The sequence below is a fragment of the Lacticaseibacillus huelsenbergensis genome (assembly GCF_029726355.1).
GTDB classification, from domain to species: Bacteria; Bacillota; Bacilli; order Lactobacillales; family Lactobacillaceae; genus Lacticaseibacillus; species Lacticaseibacillus casei.
In genome coordinates this window covers 1160076-1178474 of sequence record NZ_CP120687.1, presented here as the reverse complement: position 1 = coordinate 1178474, position 18399 = coordinate 1160076, and the positions used below count along the sequence as shown (strand labels likewise).

Here is an 18399-nt window from a genome sequence, read left to right as displayed (position 1 = left end):
AAAGTAGCTTTTGTCAGCGATTACATGAAGCGGTTACAATAATCTCCGTAAACAAGGGAAAGGAGTGTGTTTGCTTTGGAAGCTAAATCAGCAAACACGCCGGTAACGGAGAAGAAGAAATTCAATCTGAAGGCCGGTATGCAATCATTCGGGACCAAGCTTTCCGGCATGGTGTTGCCAAACATCGGTGCCTTTATTGCTTGGGGCCTCATTACTGCCATCTTCCTCAAAGGTGGTTGGTATCCAAATGCGAACCTAGCAAAGATGATTACGCCGATGGTTACCTATTTGCTACCATTGTTAATCGCTTTTTCTGGCGGTTCGATGGTGGCAGGTCATCGTGGCGGGGTCGTTGGTGCTATTGCAACGATGGGCGTCATCGTCGGCACCGACGTACCTATGTTCATTGGTGCGATGATCATGGGTCCATTGGGAGGCTGGTGCATCAAGAAGTGGGATAACCGCTTCCAGGAAAAGATTAAGCAAGGCTTTGAAATGCTGGTCAATAATTTTAGTGCCGGCATTATCGGGATGTTATTAGCCATTGTTGGTTTCTTCCTGATGGGTCCCATTATTTCAGGCCTGACAAATGTTATGGCTGCTGGTGTTGACTGGATTATTCGTCACGGCTTGATTTGGTTGGCTAATATCTTTATTGAACCAGCGAAAATTTTGTTCCTGAACAATGCGATTAATCAAGGTATTCTCACACCACTTGGTATTCAAGCTGCAGCTGAGCATGGGAAATCGATTCTGTTTTTACTTGAGCCTGATCCAGGCCCAGGGCTCGGCGTTTTGCTGGCCTTTGCTTTATTTGGTAAAGGTGCCGCAAAAGGTTCTGCGCCATCTGCCATCATCATTCATTTCTTTGGTGGTATTCACGAAATTTACTTCCCGTATGTTTTGATGAAGCCAGCGTTGTTCCTGTCAGTTATGGCTGGCGGTGTTACTGGCACGACATTGTTCTCCATCTTTAATGTTGGTTTGAAGAGCTCACCATCACCAGGTTCCATTATTTCGTTATTCCTGATGTCACCTAAGAGTTTGGGCAACTACCTTGGTTTGCTCATCGGTGTCACCGGTGCCACAGTCGTTTCCTTCCTTATCTCTGCAGTCATTCTACGCCGGGATAAGAGCACGAGCGGCGATGAACTGGCTGAGAGTGAAGCTAAGATGAAATCCATGAAGGCGGAAGCCAAGGGACAAAATGTCGAGGCCGCCAAAGACGTGATGAATCAGGCTAAGGGCATCAAACAAATCATCTTTGCTTGCGATGCCGGCATGGGTTCAAGCGCAATGGGTGCTTCGATTCTGCGTGATAAAGTCAAGAAGGCTGGGTTGGATCTTTCAGTTACCAACACAGCAATCAGTAATTTGCAAGACAAGCCGGGACTGTTGGTTGTTACCCAAGATGAACTGGCGGATCGTGCCAAGAAACAGACGCCGGGTGCCGCTCACGTTGCGGTTGAAAACTTCCTGAATAGTCCAAAGTACGACGAAATCATTGCCAGTCTGAAAGCTGAAGCGGTTGGCGGTACAAATGAAACGGCTACCGCAGAAGCGCCGAAAGCGCAACAGGAAACACCGGAAGACGAATTGAACGAGATTGATTTTGACAAGATTACGGAAGTTGACTTCCTGCATCATGATCAAAACATCGGCTCCGCAACGATGGCCCAGGCAACCTTCCGCTCCGAGTTGCGGAAACTCAACAAGGATGTCAAGGTACGCAATGTCGCGATCGGCGAGATTGAGGACAAAGACAACGTGTTAATTATCGCTTCAAAGGAAACGGCACGCCGCGTTAAATTACAGTTTGCCAATGTTCAAGTCTATACCGTCGACGGTCTTTTGAACGCAACGAACTATGATAAACTTATTGATAAAATGAAATAGGCGAGGTCGAGTTGCGGTCGTCTGGGGCGAAAAACATGTTACTAACGAATCGTGAACAGAAAATGATCAAACTGATGATGAGTCAGCCCGCCGGTGTGAGCCGTGACGAGCTGCAACGACAGCTGGGTGTCAGCCGCCGGACCATTTACCGTGAACTTTCGCAACTGGAGCATGATATTACCGCCTTGAACTTACGGCTCGACAAAGGTGATGGCAGTTCCTACCGGTTAACAGGCGCGACAACGGATCTGGCAAAATTGTCGGAGACGTTGGCCCAGCAACAACAAGACCTGACGTTCGATCCCAGTCAGCGTCAGAGCGCCTTGATCTTAATGATGCTGAATGCGGGCGCACCCAAAACCATGACGGCCTTAGCAACCGATGTGGATGTCAGCGTGACCACCATTAAACAAGACCTTGATATTCTGGAACCGGCACTCAATGAATATCATCTCAAGTTGAATCGCCAAAAAGCTGCCGGCATTTGGATTGAAGGGCAGGAAGGCGATATTCGGCGGGTGCTTGTCGGCGTCTTGAATGCCGAGATTAATCCGTATGTGTTCTTTCGTTTCTTAAATGATCCGCGGCAAACCTTTGATCCGGTGACGGATTACTTCATCAAACGGTTGCCGCAAGAAGAGCTACTAGCAGCCAATACCGCATTATCCCGAATCGAAGCGCTAGCCGACCTGAGCGACAATCAACGCAAAGCAGTGTTACTCACCGTTGCCGTTAACACGCATCGGTTGCGCGAAGATCATCATGCGAAGGCCCAACCCCATTTTGACCAGGAACGACTGTTTCAGGATCAACAACTGGCACTCCAGTTTCTAGCCGAAATGGATCCCACCATCCGAGAAAAAGTGCGCGTCGGCGACTATCAGTTTCTGGCGGTTGAACTCAGTAACATTCGTGGCGGCTTGGCTGGAGAACAGGTTGATCCGTTTGATTTGACCATTAACCTGGAAGTTCAAGAATTAATTCGCGAAGTGGCGCGAAAATTTCCCGGGAAATTTTCCGGAAATACGCAGCTTTATTCCTCACTACTTGCCCATGTTCAGCGGACAACCGGTGGCGATTGGCTGCCAGGGGTCACGATGACGAATCCGGTGCTTGCCCATTTGCGTGATGACTATCCGGAACTTTATCAGGCGGTCCAGCAAGCGGCTGATGACGTTTTCGGGCGCGGCGCCTTTACCGGCAATGCGTTAGGCTATCTGGTTTTGTACTTCGCCTCGGTTTTAGACCATACGCGAACCGATGCACCGGTTGCGGTGTTGTTGATCACGAGTGATGGTCCCGGGACCGGCAGTTTGATTGCCGGGAAATTACGGGTCCAGGTGCCTGAGATTCGCAAGATCAAAATCATTCAAGTCAGCGATTTACCTAAGCAGCAACTCGAACATTATGACTTGGTGTTGGCGACCATGCCGTTACCGGGCTTCAAACACCAATATCTGGTGATTACCCCGATCCTGGGGCGCGAAGAAATGGCCGAAATTCGCCGGTTAGTTCAAAAGGCTACGCCCAAACAGGTGCGACCGGCGAACCAACCGTCGCTGGATCAGACGGTCACGGCGTTTGAAAGTCTGAAAACAATGGTGATGGCGGCAGATGGTTTATTGCAACACTTTGCCGTAACTGACATGACGGCGCCAGTCACAACGATTGCGGCTGCGATTGACGCGATACTCAGCCGGTTACCGACTGTTGTTGCCGAAGCACCGGTAGTTAAAGAAGCTTTGTTAAAGCGGCTGGAGTTGGCCCCTGTCGGTATTCCGGACACTGGGCTGGCGATGATTCACACCAGCAGCCAAGGGGTCACCACCCCGTACATCGGCGTCTTTGATCTCGCCAGCTCGTTGCCGCTACCAGCGATGGATATGGGGACAATCCAGTTACAGCGCATCCTGTTATTGCTAACCCCGAATCCTGTTTCACAGGAAACATTAACCCTTTTGAGTGCGGTTAGCGCCAAGCTAGTTGCCTCACCAGCTGACTTACGGCTTTTTGAAAAAGGTAACTATAGTCAGTTATATCAAGTAATGACAGAAGTCTTTATGCACGAAATCCAAAAAATTGATCGAAGGTGACATGATGAAAGGACTTGACGTAAACACGATCAAGCTTGGTCAGGAAGCAAAGACCAGGGACGAAGCCATTCGTCAGGCCGGCCAACTCCTGGTCGACAATGGCAATGTTGAACCGGCTTATATTGATTCAATGATTGATCGTAATCGTGACGTTTCGGTATACATGGGCAACTTTATTGCGATTCCCCATGGTACGGAAGCAGGTATGAAATATATTAAAAAAACCGGGATCTCGGTTGTTCAATATCCGTGGGGTGTTGATTGGTCAGAAGATCCGGCTGATGAGAATTTGGTTACCGTGGTGTTCGGCATTGCCGGATTGAACGGTGAACATCTCAAGCTCTTGTCGCAGATTGCGCTGTATTGCAGTGATGTGGAGAATGTCCAGAAATTAGCCGACGCGCAAACGCCGGAAGAAATCGTCAATTTACTGAAGGAAGTTGAATAAATTATGATGGAAGCAGTACATTTTGGTGCAGGTAATATTGGTCGCGGGTTTATCGGGGAAACACTTGCCGCGAATGGCTTCAAGATCAATTTTGTCGATGTTAACGAGACGATTATCAACGCGTTGAATCAGCGGGGTGAATATACAATTACGCTGGCGGCCCCAGGCGAGAAAAAGATTCATGTGGACAATGTTGACGGCTTGAACAATGCCAAGGATCCTGAGGCAGTTGTGAAGGCAATTGCTCAGGCAGATTTGGTGACCACTGCCATTGGCCCGAAGATTCTGCCAATCATTGCGCCGCTCATTGCGCAAGGGCTGCAGGCCCGTGCCGCGGCCAACAACCACGAACCACTAGATGTGATTGCATGTGAAAACATGATTGGCGGGTCCCAGGCGCTTAAAAAGAGCGTGTATGAACATCTCGATGACGCCGGCAAAACCTTTGCCGATACGTATATTGGCTTCCCGAATGCGGCTGTTGACCGTATTGTGCCACAGCAAAAGCATGACGATCCGCTGGCAGTCAGTGTCGAAGACTTCAAAGAATGGGTTGTTGACGAAAGCCAGATGAAGAATAAGGATCTGAAGCTGAAGACCGTTGATTATGTTCCGGATCTGGAACCTTACATCGAACGGAAACTCTTCTCGGTCAACACCGGTCACGCCACCACGGCTTACACCGGCAAGTATCTGGGCTACACCACCATTGGCGAAGCGATCAAGGATCCAAAAGTCTTCAATCAGGCAAAAGGCGCACTGGCCGAGACCCGGTCATTGTTGCTCGCCGAGTTCAAGAACTTTAACGAAAAGGACCTCGAAACTTATCAAAATCGGGTGCTGCAACGGTTCCAGAATCCCTACATTTCCGATGATATTTCCCGGGTTGCCCGCACGCCGATTCGCAAGTTGGGTTACAACGAACGCTTCATCCGGCCGATTCGTGAATTAAAAGAACGCGGTTTAGATTACAGCATTTTGATGGATACTGTCGGCATGATGTTCCATTACGTTGAACCAAACGATGCTGAAGCGGTTAAACTTCAGGCAATGCTAAAAGATCAGCCGCTGGTTGACGTGATTAAAGCAGTCACCGGCTTGAAAGATGCTGCTTTGATTGATGAAGTCGAAGCCAGTGTTAAGTCGAAGGACCGTTAAAAATTACAATGAAAATAAACGATTAGGTTGTCAGGTGCGTCACTGACAGCCTTTTTGCGTTAATATGGGAATAACCTTTTTAATGCGATGGTGACGAAAAGAAATAGGAGGCAATCTTGTATGGCTGATGAAGATGCAATGTTGGCGAAGATTCAAGCAGTCTGGGCGCAAACCGGTGCACGGGACAAAGCGCGGTATGCCGAAGAGCGGGTTCCCGAAAATGTTCACTGGGAGACGGAATATCGCTATGAGAATTCGGCTGATCCCCAGCAGACGCTGAATCTGTATTATCCGGCGAAACGGCGGAATGCGACATTGCCAACTGTGATTGATGTGCATGGCGGCGGCTGGTTTTATGGCGATCGGAACCTCAACCAAAACTATTGTCGTTACTTGGCGAGTCAGGGTTACGCCGTGATGGGAATGGGTTATCGGCTATTGCCGGATGTTGATGTTCGCGGCCAGATTCAAGACATCTTTTCGAGTCTGCGCTGGTTGTCGCATTATGGCCCTCAGCGTGGGTTTGACCTTGACCATGTCCTCTTGACCGGCGACTCGGCAGGCGGCCATCTAGCGTCCTTAGTTGCCTGCATTCAGCAAAGCGAGGAGCTGCAAGAACTCTTCGGTGTTAGCCGGGTTAATTTTAACTTTACCATGGTTGCTTTGGTCTGCCCCGTGGCTGAGCCAAGTAAGCTGCCGGAAGCGGCCGGTGACATGAGTGAGATGGCGTCGTTTTATCTGGACAAGCTGAGCGGCGGCGATCAGGCATTAGCGGACCATTTGAATTTCTCGCAGGTGGTTAAGGGCTTGGATTTGCCGCCATTCATGCTCATTGGCGGCCAAAATGATAGCTTTTACTTACAAAGTCAGGCCTTATTGCAAGTCTTCGACGCCAATAAAGTCACCTACACGACCAAGCTATGGCCTGCCAGTGCCGGGCCGCACCTCAAGCACGTCTTCAATGTCCAGCACTGGGAATGGCCGGAAAGCATTGAAACAAACCTGGCAATGTTGCGGGCTTTTGATGACCTGAGCAAGCAACATGATGAAGCCGAGGAAGACGAATTTGATTAGGTAACGTTTAGCGAATCGGTGAATCGGTGAATTACTGGCCAATAGCCACGAAAAAACGCTTGGATGAGATTACGGCATCCAAGCGTTTTTTGCTGCGCAGATTGATTGAATGGGCTCTAAAAGAAAATATCCAAGAACCGCTTGACGTGCGCCTGATACGCCGCCGGATTGACCCAGTAGCTTTCCGCATGCGCAGCGCCGGGAACGATCCACAACGCTTTGGGGCCAGCTGAGGCAGCATAATTCTGACGGCCCATTTCGGTTGGCACGTAAACATCATTAGCGCCATGAATGACGAAAAGCGGCAGATGATTGTGCGTCAATGCCTGGCGAACATTCACAACGCGCAGGGGATATCCCAGTCGCCGGTAATTGATAAAGCTTGCCAACGGAACCAACGGCATCGGTGGCAAGTGAAACTGCTTTTTGAGCAAGTACGCTAACTCTGTTTCGACATCCGTGTAGCCGCAATCTTCAATCACGGCCTTGACTTGCTTAGGCAGGCTAGGCTCGCTGGCGACTAACGAAACGGTTGCGCCGCCCATGCTGGTGCCAAACAGCAGTAACTTCGCGTCATTGCCTAAGCGGTCGAGAATGCGTTGCAGCCAGCCGAGGTAGTCAAGGCGATCCAACCAGCCAAAACTGATGTATTCGCCATCTGACTCGCCATGGCCGCGATCATCCGGCAACAAAACGTTGAAGCCTAGATCGTAAAACATGTGGGCAAAATTACTCATAGTGATACCGGTGCCCTTGTACCCGTGGCCGATAATGACGGCCTTTTTGCTGCCGGGATGTGGTAACCAGAGCGCTTCGAGGCGCTGGTTGTCCGGGGCGGTCATGTGCCAGGCTTCGATATGGCGCTGACTTTCAACCCAATGGACGTGACTGTAATATAACGGAGCGTATTTTTGCATGGAGCTGCGTGCGTCCGGAATATAATTAATTCGGCGAAATGCATATTGATAAAAACGCTCAGCAGTTGCTAAGGTGCCCGCTGACAATAACAACGGGGTTGCAAGGCCGATCAAATGGCTTTGTTTCATGATAAAGAGCCCTCCATTTCCAAGTCTTGCAGTTGGATCAAAGCATGGCAAATGCTAAAGCTAACGTTGGCTGAAGCCTTGCTTATGAATCTGCAAATGTTCTGCTATCACTTTAACTCATTAGATAACCAGTCGCAATTTCTTGTTTTTTCTCGTATAATGACGGTGCAGACCGTTAAATATGAACAAGGGAGAAATCGATGCACGAATTAAAGTTGTTCAGTCTCAATGGTAATCGTCCATTAGCTGAAAAGATTGCGGAAGAAGTCGGATTACCGCTGTCGCCCGCGAGCGTTAATCACTTTGCCGATGGTGAGATTCAGATCGAATTGCCGGAAAGTGTTCGTGGTGCTGATGTTTATGTGATCCAGTCAGTCTCTGATCCGGTTAATGAGAACTTCATGGAGCTCATGATCATGGTTGACGCTTTGCGCCGCGCCAGTGCACACCATATTAACGTGGTCATTTCATATTATGGGTACGCGCGTGCTGATCGAAAAGCGCGATCACGGGAACCGATCACTGCCAAATTAGTCGCTAACATGTTGGAAATGGATGGCGTCGATCGCATTGTGGCAGTCGAATTGCATGCCGACCAGATTCAAGGGTTCTTTGATATTCCGGTTGACCATCTCAAGGCCCACCGGTTGATCGGAGACTACTTCAAGAAGCTGAATCTCGGCGACAATGTTGTGGTCATTGCTCCAGATCACAGCGGCACCAAACAGGCCCGGGCGTTGGCGGAAGAGTTACATACGCCCATCGCCATCGTGGACAAGCGCGATCAGGATCATATCGGCGTCATCGGTAACGTTGAAGGCATGCACGCCATCATCATTGATGACCTGATCGATACCGGTGATCGGATCGTTGACTCCTACAAGGCTTTAAGCGAAGCCGGCGCTCTCGACATTTATGCCGCCGCAACCCACGGCGTCTTCTCACGTGGCGCGGTTGACCGAATCAAACACCTAGGCTTGAAAAAGGTCGTCATCACCGACACCATTCAGCTCGACCCCAAGCACCAATTCGAAGGACTCGCCCAAGTTTCCGTCGGGCCAATGCTGGGCAAGGCGATTAAGTTGATTAATAGTAATCAGTCGATTCATGTTTTGTTTTAAAAAAGGTTAAGCGCAGTAATTGCTGTTAGGTTAAAAAATCGGTTTCAGAAGACGCATATGTCTTGCTGGAACCGATTTTTTGTGCCGATTGTTTTCTGACTGCTAGTCCGTTAATGAAACGCTTTCTTATACCTTTGTCACCGTTCAAAATAGTTTTTTGGCACTAAATCACCCCAGCGTTTGGTCAACTTGGCTAACACGGTCACGCGTCCTGTTATCTTGCATCGCATCAAAAATTGATTCAGCGCAGTTTGAGTGGCCTTTGTTGGTTGTAGTAGATCTAAGGCCGTTAACAGACTGCCCATGGCTTGCCACCGTGCCGCATCTGAGGAATCAAGGCTCAGTAACCAGTTAAATGCGTGCAAAAATTGAATGTTTTCGTCTTTTGGTGCAAGTTGGGTAATGCGTACAAATGCGATAGACATGGCTTCAAAGGCAAAACTAACCCCAAAGAATCTTGGCTGCTTGTGTAACATCCGCTGAACCTGTCGAAACATTAACGTTAATTCATCCAGTGAAAGTAACGGTACCATATAACGAAGTGTCATGTATTCAAGCATGCCCCAGTGATTGGACTTCATCATTCGGTGGAAGCAGACGCGTGCCGTTGCACGTTGAGAAGTCTCATCAAATCCTGACATCCCTGCCTCCATACCTGCGCGTTGAAGGATAAAAAGTTGGGTTGCCAACAAGTGCGGCGCGACATCCTGAGAAGCTGTCTTCAGCTTTTCGATTATTTTCGCACCGTCACTTGCTGGTAAATGATTTTCTTGAATCTCTGTCATATTATCCCAACTGTTATAAAGATTGACGATCCGATGTGCCCCTTGCAGAGTGACATGCATGCTGCCGAGTAAAGTTGTTGGTAAGATGGCCATCTGTCCACACAATCGAACCAACGAGCCAAAAGACAGTTGTGTCTGGCCCGTTTCAAAACGGCGAAGCGTTGATTTGTCGCGCTCATGGGCAATATCTGATCGTTTCAAGCCAAGATAAGTTCGCCGACTACGAATGACTTCGCCAGGATTCTTTTTAACGACGATAGGCACCTCATGATCAACCAAGCGTTCATTATGGTATGGGTGGCCCTGTAAAGTACGCTTAAAAACCAGGTCGAAGTACTTAGCTTGACTTGACGCACCCGCATCCGCTGTTGCAGCGATCATTTTGTGAAGCATTTGCTCATGTTCAGGCGTTGGATTTTGTGCCCACTGCTCTAATAGCTTTGTAAAATGCCATACCTCTTGCGTGTCGGTATAGTCGTGCAATTGCCCGTATTGCTTAAGTTCCAGATTCAAATCGTCACGAATAGCATTCAAAAACTCGAAGTCCCGATCCATTAATGCGCCGAGCCAAAGCTTCATGCCGATGGTTCCTCGATAAAATTTACGCATGTTGTGCTTCATTCGCTCTGTTCGTTGCCAAAGAAGCATGAGCAATTCGTGACTGGCTGGCGCGATCAATGCACTCTGAAGTTCCCACTCAAAAGGCGTTAAGTTCTCAGGAATTGTCAAACGGTCAGCCAAGATCTGTTCCTCTGCTACGGAAAAACGATAGTCGCTTTCTGGCCAGTGAATTCCCGCGGCAAAAAGAACAGCAGCCAGACGTGTCATACTGTTTTCTTTGGTATTAGCTGCAAAGAAGTTTTGTTTACGCTTAGCCAAGGCCTCAACGTTATTTGTTTCGATTAGAGGTTGCAAGCGCATCGGGAAGTCACCAGGTGCCTCAGGAAATAACAAAAAGTCTTGGGGCTCCATACCGATTCGATGAATTAACCCAACAGCCTTTTGCGTGCTCACGTCAATACGGCCACTCTCAAATCTTGACAAGGTGGGTGCCGACCAATTACCCGCGGCTTCTTCTAAGGTTAACTCACGCCCAATTCGGAAATCGTGGAAAAACTGACCTAATTTTTTTAGTTCGTTATGTTTTTCTCCCCCCCCCCGCATTTTTAAGTCTCCTCCGTTATTTTTTGTCCAAACATCTTAGCTTAGGTAATTTGAAAACATTTCAATTTCATTATATCCGATTGTGAAGTCATCCGCTAAGTTTGGACTTAAAACGACAACGTTGCTCTAGAAGCAAAACTTGAGCGCTCAGTCAGGCTGGTAAATATATTTTTAAAAAATAAGAGGCAAATATGCAAAAACGCTTCCTCCCAATAAAAAGCCATTTTACACTAACGGTGTCCATCAGTTGGTGGGGTCAACCGATGACGATTTAGGAGAATCTAAGAGGGGGTATTCGATCCATGAAAAAGAACGCGAAAATAACAATCGTAACCACCGCAGCAGCCGCTGCTTTGGCCACAACCGGTGTCGGTGCGAGTCAGGTTCATGCGGCAACGGCCGAGCCAGAAACGAAAACGCAAGGGCCAGTAGCAACCGTCAAGACAACGACAGCAACCAAGACACCGGTTGAAGATGCACAGGCGAATGTCAACGATGCTACTGCGAACGAAACAGCAGCCCAGAAAGCACAGGATGATGCGCAGGCCAAAGCCGACGCTGCGGCTGCTGCCCAGAAAAAGGCGCAGCAAGACGTCGGCAACGGTCAAAAAGCAGTTGATAGTGCCAAAGCAAATCATGATTCTGCGGCTAACACGGTCTCGCAGGCGTCAACCGACGTCCAAAAAGCGCAAACTGCCGTTGATGCTGCCACACCTGCCGCCATTGATAAAGCTAAGGACAATATTAATAAAGCAACGACCGATCAGGCTGCAGCGCAAACCAAAGTTGATACCGCTAAGACAACCGTGGCCAGCGACCAGTCAAACGTGAGTGGCGCCACCAATACGGTCAATGATGCGCAGGCCAAAGCTGATGCCGCTAAAGCAGCTGTCGATAAGGCTCAAAAAACTGTAGATGATGCCCAAAAAGCATTGGATACGGCGGCGGCCAAAAAGGCAGTTGAAGAGGCCCAAGCCAAAACAGACGCAGCTAATGACAGTGTAAAGACAGCTCAAACCAATGCTGACAAGGCACAAACTGACAAGAGTCAAGCAGACAGCGCTGTTGAGGCTGCACAAACAGCGCTCGACAATGCCAACAAGGAACTCACCGCTAACAAGACAGTGCTTGATCAAGCCAATGACGCGGTCAAAACCGCGCAGAATAACGCTAGTGCGGCACAAACTAAAGTTGATGCTGCGCAGAGGGCTTTGGATGCCGCGCAGAACACTAGCAATGTTAATCTGGCGGCTGAAGGGATTACGGTTTCGGTAAACGATGCTGCGAAGACAGCTGTTCAGAAATATTTAGCTAAAACAAATACTAATTCGACAGACCTGACAAATATGCTAGACGCTGTTATTTTGGGAACTACCATTGACTATAAACCGACTGACGCTGATTGGAATCAAATCCTGGTTGATAATAAATCGAATCGATGGTTCGGCGCTGTTACAAATCAAGAATATGATGACGTCTTTAAAGCATTGTCGGATGCACAAAGAGAGCATTTCGGTGACTTATACATTGCTATTTTAAATTCTATTCGGACACAACTTGGATTGCCTAGCGTTGTCAAAAGTGACGTTGTATCAGGTGAGACTCAGGAGATCGGCGATGTAACGTCTAATGATTTGGATGATGGATCAATGGGATTCGGTCTTATATTAGTGGCTTATAAAAATGCTGATGGTACTGTTTCGTGGGGTACTATAGAATCTCAAACCACACGTGGTATAGCACCTCAAAAAGAGTATTCAATGGCACTGTTAAAAGATGAACTAATTAATCATGGCTTTCTTCAAAGAAGCGTAGGCAGCAGTGATCCCAATATTACCGTCACTCCAAGTAGTGAGGCTGACCGGACCATGCAGGTGTTACTGGGATTCAGCTACAAGTTTATTTCTCATAGACCATTGGCGTACACTGTTAGTTTTCCAGCTGTTCACGATACGTTAGGCATCAAGATTGATGTTGCTGTATTAGGGAATGCACTAGATAATGACGCCACCATCAACACCAGTGCGAACGTCAAGAACCTTGAGACAGCCCTTAATCAAGCAAAAGCTTCGCTCACCACAGCACAAACAGCCCTTGCATCTGCAAAGACCTCGCAAGCTGCTAAACAAGCTGCGTACGATCAAGCGGCAGCAGCAGTTACAGCAGCCCAAACGCAACTTAACAATGCGCTTAAGACTCAGACTCAAGCTGCTACAACCGTGGCCGCTGCGACTAAGACGCTGACGGCTGCCAAGAGCACACTCGCAGACGCCCAAACGCAACTTGCTGAAGCGCAAAAAGTTTATGAAGCCAGTTTGCAGAACCGGACAGCTAAGTTGGCAGCATTGGCAAAAGCACAAGCAGCGCTCACTAATGCTAACAAAGCCGCAAGTGCCGCTAATGACGTTTTGGCCGCTGCTAAGGCTAAGTTGACGACGACTCAGACGCAGTTAGCTAAAGATGAAGCAGCTCTGAAAACTGCACAGGATGGTTTAAAAAAGGCGACGGACGCAGTTACAGCTGCTAAAGATGCACTAGCTGACTTGGTTAATGCGCCTGCCAAACTTGCCGCAGCAAAGCAAGCGCTCGCAGATGCTCAGGCAAACTTGAAGACAACTCAGGCTGCGTATGATCAAGCCGTTGCTTCATTGGCAAAGTGTCAAGATGTTTTAGCTGAAGACAAGCAAGCGACTGCTGATGCCCAGGCGCTTCTAAAGCAAACAAACACGAACCTCAACAATGCCAAGGCACAGTTGGCCACAGCGAAAGCAACGTTAAAGAGCGCTCAAGATGCCGAAACGTTAGCTGAAAAAGTTGCTCGCGAACAGCATCGGCTTGACGCTGAAAAAGCCGCGCAAACAAATGGTTATCACATCAGCGGAAACACCGTCGTTGATCAGGCAGGACATCTGGTCAATGGTTGGAAGGTTGTCAACGGCAAGATGGTTGATTCGTTCGGTAACGTCATCACGACACCAGCAGCTGGCAGCAAAAAGGTGATCCAATCGCAGACAAACTTTACGCCAGCGCAGCCGCTAGTCGGCAGTCGCATGGCATTGCGCCACGGAACAACCACGATGCCACAAACGGGTGACGACAATGAAACTTTGTTGAGTGCGGTTGGATTGGCCGTCGTCTCAATAATGGGACTCTTCGGATTAGCACGCCGCGGTCGACATGCCTAACTTAAGGGTATCTGGCGTCAATAAATCAATATCAGTATTAGGTCATTGAAAGAGATTAGGATTCCAACATGCCAAACGATGACAGTTGGAATCTTTTTTTGGAGGAGATAAGAAATGGTTCATCTTAGAAAAGTAGGTTTTTGGCAAACAGCAGCTCTTTGTCTAGTGGGGATTGTCATGGTCGCACTGACCTTGACGGGATGTTCAACAAACGCCAGTACCACCAGAAACACATCGAAAACAGTTTCATTTGTAAAAGAAGCTAAAAGTAGTGGTACTTATATTTGGATAAAAACTGAGGCTGACGGAGCAATTGGTTATAGACCAGCTAAAAGCAGCATTGTTAACGCTATCTATGTTTTGAGTCATGGTAAACTGACCGCTTATCAAATTCAGGACAACAACATCACACTTGGAAAGCTAAGCAAGATGAATGATGCTGATACGATCGCTTTGGCAAAAGCACAAGATAAAAAATATTTCAAGGTATCCGCTGATGAGGTGCGGAATTACATGCATAAAAAAGATCAAATTGGCCAACAAAACGATTTTTGGATTACTTATGTCCGACAGATCGTGGATGGGGGAGGCTCAATATATTACACCTGCTTGGGAGGAGAAGAGGACAAGACTCCAATTCATGATGTCAAGATTGTCTCGGAAGCTTCATTCGAAAAACAAAGAAAAGAGAAAGAAAACGGACAGGGTAAATCAGATAATTCTAAAGAAATTCTGTCGGAAGACGTTAAGCACTTGTTAATAACAGACGAAAAATCTGGGAATACTTATTTAACTGAAAAGAAAATGATAGGGGACTCTTTAATAAATAACATTGAGAAAACCAAGTATCGAAAACCAATTGAACAAAGAATTACTCGATATAAAGAAAAGACAGATAATTCCGGTAATAAAATTATATCACAAACATTCTCTTTTAAAAATATTGACTACTTTAACGCAGATTCATTTAATGAGCGGTTATATAAAGCCATTCCCGATAAGCAAGCATTGGCGAGTCTTGTCACTAAGAGATTTAATAGTGATTACTTTGAAAAGGGTCAAGTAACACCCGAAGATGTGAAAAAAGTTTTCACGCCTCAAGTCTTTGAAGCAGCGACAAAAGGAATGTTTGGCTATTTTCCTTGGACAAAAGCGTTAACGTTAAAGCTCCCGATCAGCCAGCAAATCTATCAGACGCAATACATTGGTTATATTCTGGACAATAGCGGTAACAGTAATGTATTTGACTTTCTTCTCACAAAATCACAGGTTAAAGGGCAAAAAGCGGTGCTTAGTAAATAGCCACGCTTCTTAACAGGAGAGAAAAATGAAAAAGAAAAAACTTCTTACCACAGCGATCATTTTATCCAGCTTTAGTCTATTTGCCACCGGTTGCTATGGAATAGGCAACACGACCGTTACAAGCAGTTCTAAGTCATCTAAAATGACGCCATCAGAATCGGCAAGCAAGGCAGCAAAAAGAAAGTCGGCATCGAAAGAGGCATCGAAAGCAGCAGCTTCGGCGTCGTCTAAAGCGCTTGGTGATACAGCAACGTATGGGCTGCCTAAAGGGCCAAGTTGGTTAAAAGTTTACTCAAATGGTAAGGATACTGATGTGCACTTAGATCCTAATAAGGTTAACACGGTGAAACTGCAAGAATACGCATCATTCCAGCTGGGGGGAACATTACCTTGGCTTGGCATCGTTAAATCCAACGAATGGCAAGTTGGGCCAAACTCACGGGAGGCGACGCTTGATGAAGAATCATCATTCAAGCGAGGAATAGCACCAGCAGGAGCGAATTTTAATACGGGTGATACTATTGGCTCACTTGATTTTAATGACTTGAAGAAGGCTGACCATAAAGCGATTAGCAAACAGGTATTCACCGATTTGCCAATGCTTTTGGATGCGATCAGTACCAATGATAAATCTAAGTTGCCAAACCAGTCTTCAGAACTGCTTGATTCGTTCAGGGGACAGAATTCCAACAACGAAATCAGAACTAAGTATCAACTTGAGGAAATGTATTATAACAAAGAAGGCGCTGATACCACGCAAAATGGTAAGTCTAATCAAATGTACCTTAGAGTGAAAAAAGACGGCACAAATGATATTGATAAGACGACTTTGGGAATAACCATTTTTGCTAAAGTTAAAACAACCGATGTCAATCCAGATATGCCACGAGTCAATGGATTGACGCCATCATATGGCGAAACACAGACAGAAATTGATGCGTTTGATTTGGAATATACATTGGTTGACGACAATAAGTGGCAGTTGACGCATGTTGATAGCAGCACTCAATCTCATACAGCATTGGATACCTCCCAAGGCAGCTGGATCGTTCAGAAGGTTGCATCATGAAAACAGAAGGAGATGTAGCAATCATGTTTTGTCCTAATTGTGGGGCGAAAGTGCCGGAAGAAGCAGATTTCTGCCCGAACTGTGGTCAACCGTTAAATGCTAAGTTGAAAGCTCAGACGGCTGGTTACCAAAAAGCCGAAGAATCTGCTGCTCCGGCCGAGACAGAAAAAATTGTAAAACCAGCTAAACTCCAGAAGTCACATCGTTCCGTCATTATTGGTGTGTTGATTGCATTAGTAGTTGTGGTGTGCGGGTATGTCTTTGTTTATGCACCAAACATGGCTAAGCAAGCTGTCTTGAGCAACGGATTTACTGGAGAGCGCGGCTATTCCGTTCAAATTAATGCGCTAAAAAGAACGGTAACCATACAGGTAGGTAGCGACCAACTCTCGAATATCTCAGGTGCGTTTATGTCAGGTGGCTTCTCGACTTATCCGATTAACCAAGAGAAGCAGATGGCTAAAGCTGCAAATGATCTGTCAGGTAAGGTGATCGGTCAGTGGCATATTAAAGAAGTGACAATGAAGAAAGATCAAAAGACACCGATTGATTTATGGGAGTTTACAGGCACCAAGGAGACAATGCGCTATCAAGACACGGATGATTTTCGAGCAGCAAAAGATGCTTACGATGCTAAAGAAAAACAGGCTGCTGATGAAGATCAAGCCCAATCGAATGCTGACTCAGCCATTGGCGGGGCAATTTTCGGTGGCATTTTAGGCTGGGTACTTTCTCGATAGGTCGGTGAAATCATTACCGAGTAGACTGCAAAAGCAATCTTTACCGACCGTGAGACTATTTAAGAAATGGGGGTAAGGGAGAAAATATGACAGAAACGCAATCGTTTATCTTTTGTACCCACTGTGGTGCAAAAAATGATGCAACATCAAAGTTCTGTATTAAATGTGGCCAACCGCTTGCTGTTACAGCAGATGTGAGTGGGAGTGCAACAGTTGGCGATGGTGTCAAGCAGAGTTTGAAAAATAAGTCTAATGGTGTCATTGATTCCGCCACATCGCATCTCAATGAATGGACCGGCGGAAAAGGCGCAGTCAAAGTTAGTTTGAATCAGTTTTTTGGCCAGGTCTTTCAACGACACACCACCGAGGAGGCAGAAGAAATTTTTATTGTCGGCACGAAAAAAACCACACCATCCTTGGCAAAAGTTGTGAGCGATCAAGTTCAGCCGTGGCTATTTTCGCGGGTACTATTATTTACGCTCGCGGCTGGATTACTTTTAGCGGTGGTTAATAGCTTAAATGGTAAGATGGGAGACCAGGTTGCGATGGACGTTGTGCTTTCAGTCGCAGTTCCTGCCTCTGCATTGGTGCTGTTTTTTGAAGCTAATGTTTTTAAAAATATCAGCTTTTATCAGGTGACCAAGATTGCAATCTTAGGTGGCGCCTTAGCGCTCATTGTGGTGTTGGTCTTGGACAAGCTATTTCCCGTAGCTTCGCTTGACTTATTTGGAGTACTTGTTACAGGAATTGTTGAGGAAACCTCCAAAGTGTTGGTTGCCTCCTACTTCGTTCGTAAGCTTAACATTTCGCATGTGTTTAACGGATTATTGCTTGGTGCAGCAGTGGGAACTGGGTTTGCCGCTTTTGAAAATATTCAATTCATGATCACAGATAGCAACCAGTTGGTTAGCATGGAGGCTGCACTGTTCCGAACGGCGACTTCAATTTCTGACCACACTGAATGGTGTGCGATTGCCACAGCAGCCCTAGTTTTGGCAAAAGGAAATCAACCCCTGCGAAGCGCCACTTTTTGGGATTATAAATTTCTGCGCTTTTTTGGTTTAGTGATCTTGATCCACATGTGCTGGGATTGGTCAGCATTCGATACGATTAGCATCCTTCGCTATATCATCCTCGCCATCATCACTTGGGTGACCGTTTTTGTTATGATACATGCTGGATTGCGAGAAGTGAAGAAATTACAACAATCTTTGGATGTGAACGAAGCGTCGGTGACGGCGCCGGATGAGAAAAGCTGATTAACGAACTAATATCAACGGCCAGTGGACAGATAGATTGATGCAAACAAGGTACGGGA

13 protein-coding genes are annotated in these 18399 nt (G+C 47.0%); 11 read left to right on the top strand and 2 right to left on the bottom strand.

What is annotated here, in order from left to right:
- Nucleotides 1–75 precede the first annotated feature (75 nt).
- From LHUE1_RS05265 to LHUE1_RS05245, 5 genes are all read left to right on the top strand, one after another.
- Nucleotides 76–1896: a PTS mannitol transporter subunit IICBA gene (locus LHUE1_RS05265; RefSeq protein ID WP_049172710.1), complete on the top strand. Its 1821-nt coding sequence runs from the start codon at nt 76–78 to the stop codon at nt 1894–1896.
- 35 nt (nt 1897–1931) lie between these two features.
- Nucleotides 1932–3989, top strand: a complete 2058-nt coding sequence (locus LHUE1_RS05260) for a BglG family transcription antiterminator (RefSeq protein WP_277848293.1) — start codon at nt 1932–1934, stop codon at nt 3987–3989.
- A gap of 4 nt (nt 3990–3993) precedes the next feature.
- On the top strand, nt 3994–4437 hold the full coding sequence (locus LHUE1_RS05255; protein WP_047106766.1) for a PTS sugar transporter subunit IIA: 444 nt from the start codon (nt 3994–3996) through the stop codon (nt 4435–4437).
- A gap of 3 nt (nt 4438–4440) precedes the next feature.
- Nucleotides 4441–5595, top strand: coding sequence for a mannitol-1-phosphate 5-dehydrogenase (locus LHUE1_RS05250; protein WP_080978161.1), 1155 nt, complete (start codon nt 4441–4443; stop codon nt 5593–5595).
- Nucleotides 5596–5715: 120 nt separating this feature from the next.
- Nucleotides 5716–6669 carry an alpha/beta hydrolase gene (locus LHUE1_RS05245; protein WP_049172714.1) on the top strand — a complete coding sequence of 318 codons (954 nt, stop codon included), beginning with the start codon at nt 5716–5718 and terminating at the stop codon, nt 6667–6669.
- A gap of 116 nt (nt 6670–6785) precedes the next feature.
- Here the strand turns inward: LHUE1_RS05245 and LHUE1_RS05240 are convergent, their stop codons facing one another.
- Entirely contained in the window at nt 6786–7715 is a 930-nt protein-coding gene (locus LHUE1_RS05240; RefSeq protein ID WP_010490385.1) for an alpha/beta hydrolase, read from the bottom strand.
- Between the two features lie 200 nt (nt 7716–7915).
- Here LHUE1_RS05240 and LHUE1_RS05235 point away from each other — a divergent pair, with 200 nt between their 5' ends.
- Complete coding sequence (locus LHUE1_RS05235; protein ID WP_047106768.1) at nt 7916–8836, top strand: ribose-phosphate diphosphokinase; 921 nt, start codon at nt 7916–7918, stop codon at nt 8834–8836.
- Between the two features lie 137 nt (nt 8837–8973).
- Here the strand turns inward: LHUE1_RS05235 and LHUE1_RS05230 are convergent, their stop codons facing one another.
- Nucleotides 8974–10785: a helix-turn-helix transcriptional regulator gene (locus LHUE1_RS05230; RefSeq protein ID WP_277848292.1), complete on the bottom strand. Its 1812-nt coding sequence runs from the start codon at nt 10783–10785 to the stop codon at nt 8974–8976.
- A gap of 302 nt (nt 10786–11087) precedes the next feature.
- Between LHUE1_RS05230 and LHUE1_RS05225 the strand changes: the two genes are divergently transcribed.
- The 5 genes from LHUE1_RS05225 to LHUE1_RS05205 all read left to right on the top strand — a co-directional run bounded on the left by LHUE1_RS05225 (nt 11088) and on the right by LHUE1_RS05205 (nt 18340).
- On the top strand, nt 11088–13970 hold the full coding sequence (locus LHUE1_RS05225) for an LPXTG cell wall anchor domain-containing protein (protein WP_049172716.1): 2883 nt from the start codon (nt 11088–11090) through the stop codon (nt 13968–13970).
- A 114-nt stretch (nt 13971–14084) separates the two neighbouring features.
- Nucleotides 14085–15272: a hypothetical protein gene (locus tag LHUE1_RS05220; RefSeq protein ID WP_277848291.1), complete on the top strand. Its 1188-nt coding sequence runs from the start codon at nt 14085–14087 to the stop codon at nt 15270–15272.
- A 25-nt stretch (nt 15273–15297) separates the two neighbouring features.
- Nucleotides 15298–16341: a hypothetical protein gene (locus tag LHUE1_RS05215; RefSeq protein WP_049172720.1), complete on the top strand. Its 1044-nt coding sequence runs from the start codon at nt 15298–15300 to the stop codon at nt 16339–16341.
- The gene (locus LHUE1_RS05210) at nt 16338–17081 is read left to right on the top strand and encodes a zinc-ribbon domain-containing protein (protein ID WP_049172721.1); all 744 of its coding nucleotides are present in this window, start codon (nt 16338–16340) and stop codon (nt 17079–17081) included. The genes LHUE1_RS05215 and LHUE1_RS05210 overlap by 4 nt, the downstream gene beginning before the upstream one ends.
- An 86-nt stretch (nt 17082–17167) precedes the next feature.
- A complete protein-coding gene (locus tag LHUE1_RS05205) occupies nt 17168–18340 on the top strand; it encodes a PrsW family glutamic-type intramembrane protease (RefSeq protein ID WP_049172723.1) in 1173 nt (390 codons plus the stop codon).
- Nucleotides 18341–18399: the final 59 nt, after the last annotated feature.

Excerpts from the sequence above, each read along its gene's own strand:
- LHUE1_RS05240 (WP_010490385.1), bottom strand. The coding sequence starts at position 7,715 with ATGAAACAAAGCCATTTGATCGGCCTTGCAACCCCGTTGTTATTGTCA.
- LHUE1_RS05220 (WP_277848291.1), top strand. The coding sequence starts at position 14,085 with ATGGTTCATCTTAGAAAAGTAGGTTTTTGGCAAACAGCAGCTCTTTGT.
- LHUE1_RS05215 (WP_049172720.1), top strand. The coding sequence starts at position 15,298 with ATGAAAAAGAAAAAACTTCTTACCACAGCGATCATTTTATCCAGCTTT.
- LHUE1_RS05230 (WP_277848292.1), bottom strand. The coding sequence starts at position 10,785 with ATGCGGGGGGGGGGAGAAAAACATAACGAACTAAAAAAATTAGGTCAG.
- LHUE1_RS05245 (WP_049172714.1), top strand. The coding sequence starts at position 5,716 with ATGGCTGATGAAGATGCAATGTTGGCGAAGATTCAAGCAGTCTGGGCG.
- LHUE1_RS05255 (WP_047106766.1), top strand. The coding sequence starts at position 3,994 with ATGAAAGGACTTGACGTAAACACGATCAAGCTTGGTCAGGAAGCAAAG.
- LHUE1_RS05250 (WP_080978161.1), top strand. The coding sequence starts at position 4,441 with ATGATGGAAGCAGTACATTTTGGTGCAGGTAATATTGGTCGCGGGTTT.
- LHUE1_RS05205 (WP_049172723.1), top strand. The coding sequence starts at position 17,168 with ATGACAGAAACGCAATCGTTTATCTTTTGTACCCACTGTGGTGCAAAA.
- LHUE1_RS05210 (WP_049172721.1), top strand. The coding sequence starts at position 16,338 with ATGAAAACAGAAGGAGATGTAGCAATCATGTTTTGTCCTAATTGTGGG.
- LHUE1_RS05225 (WP_049172716.1), top strand. The coding sequence starts at position 11,088 with ATGAAAAAGAACGCGAAAATAACAATCGTAACCACCGCAGCAGCCGCT.
- LHUE1_RS05260 (WP_277848293.1), top strand. The coding sequence starts at position 1,932 with ATGTTACTAACGAATCGTGAACAGAAAATGATCAAACTGATGATGAGT.
- LHUE1_RS05235 (WP_047106768.1), top strand. The coding sequence starts at position 7,916 with ATGCACGAATTAAAGTTGTTCAGTCTCAATGGTAATCGTCCATTAGCT.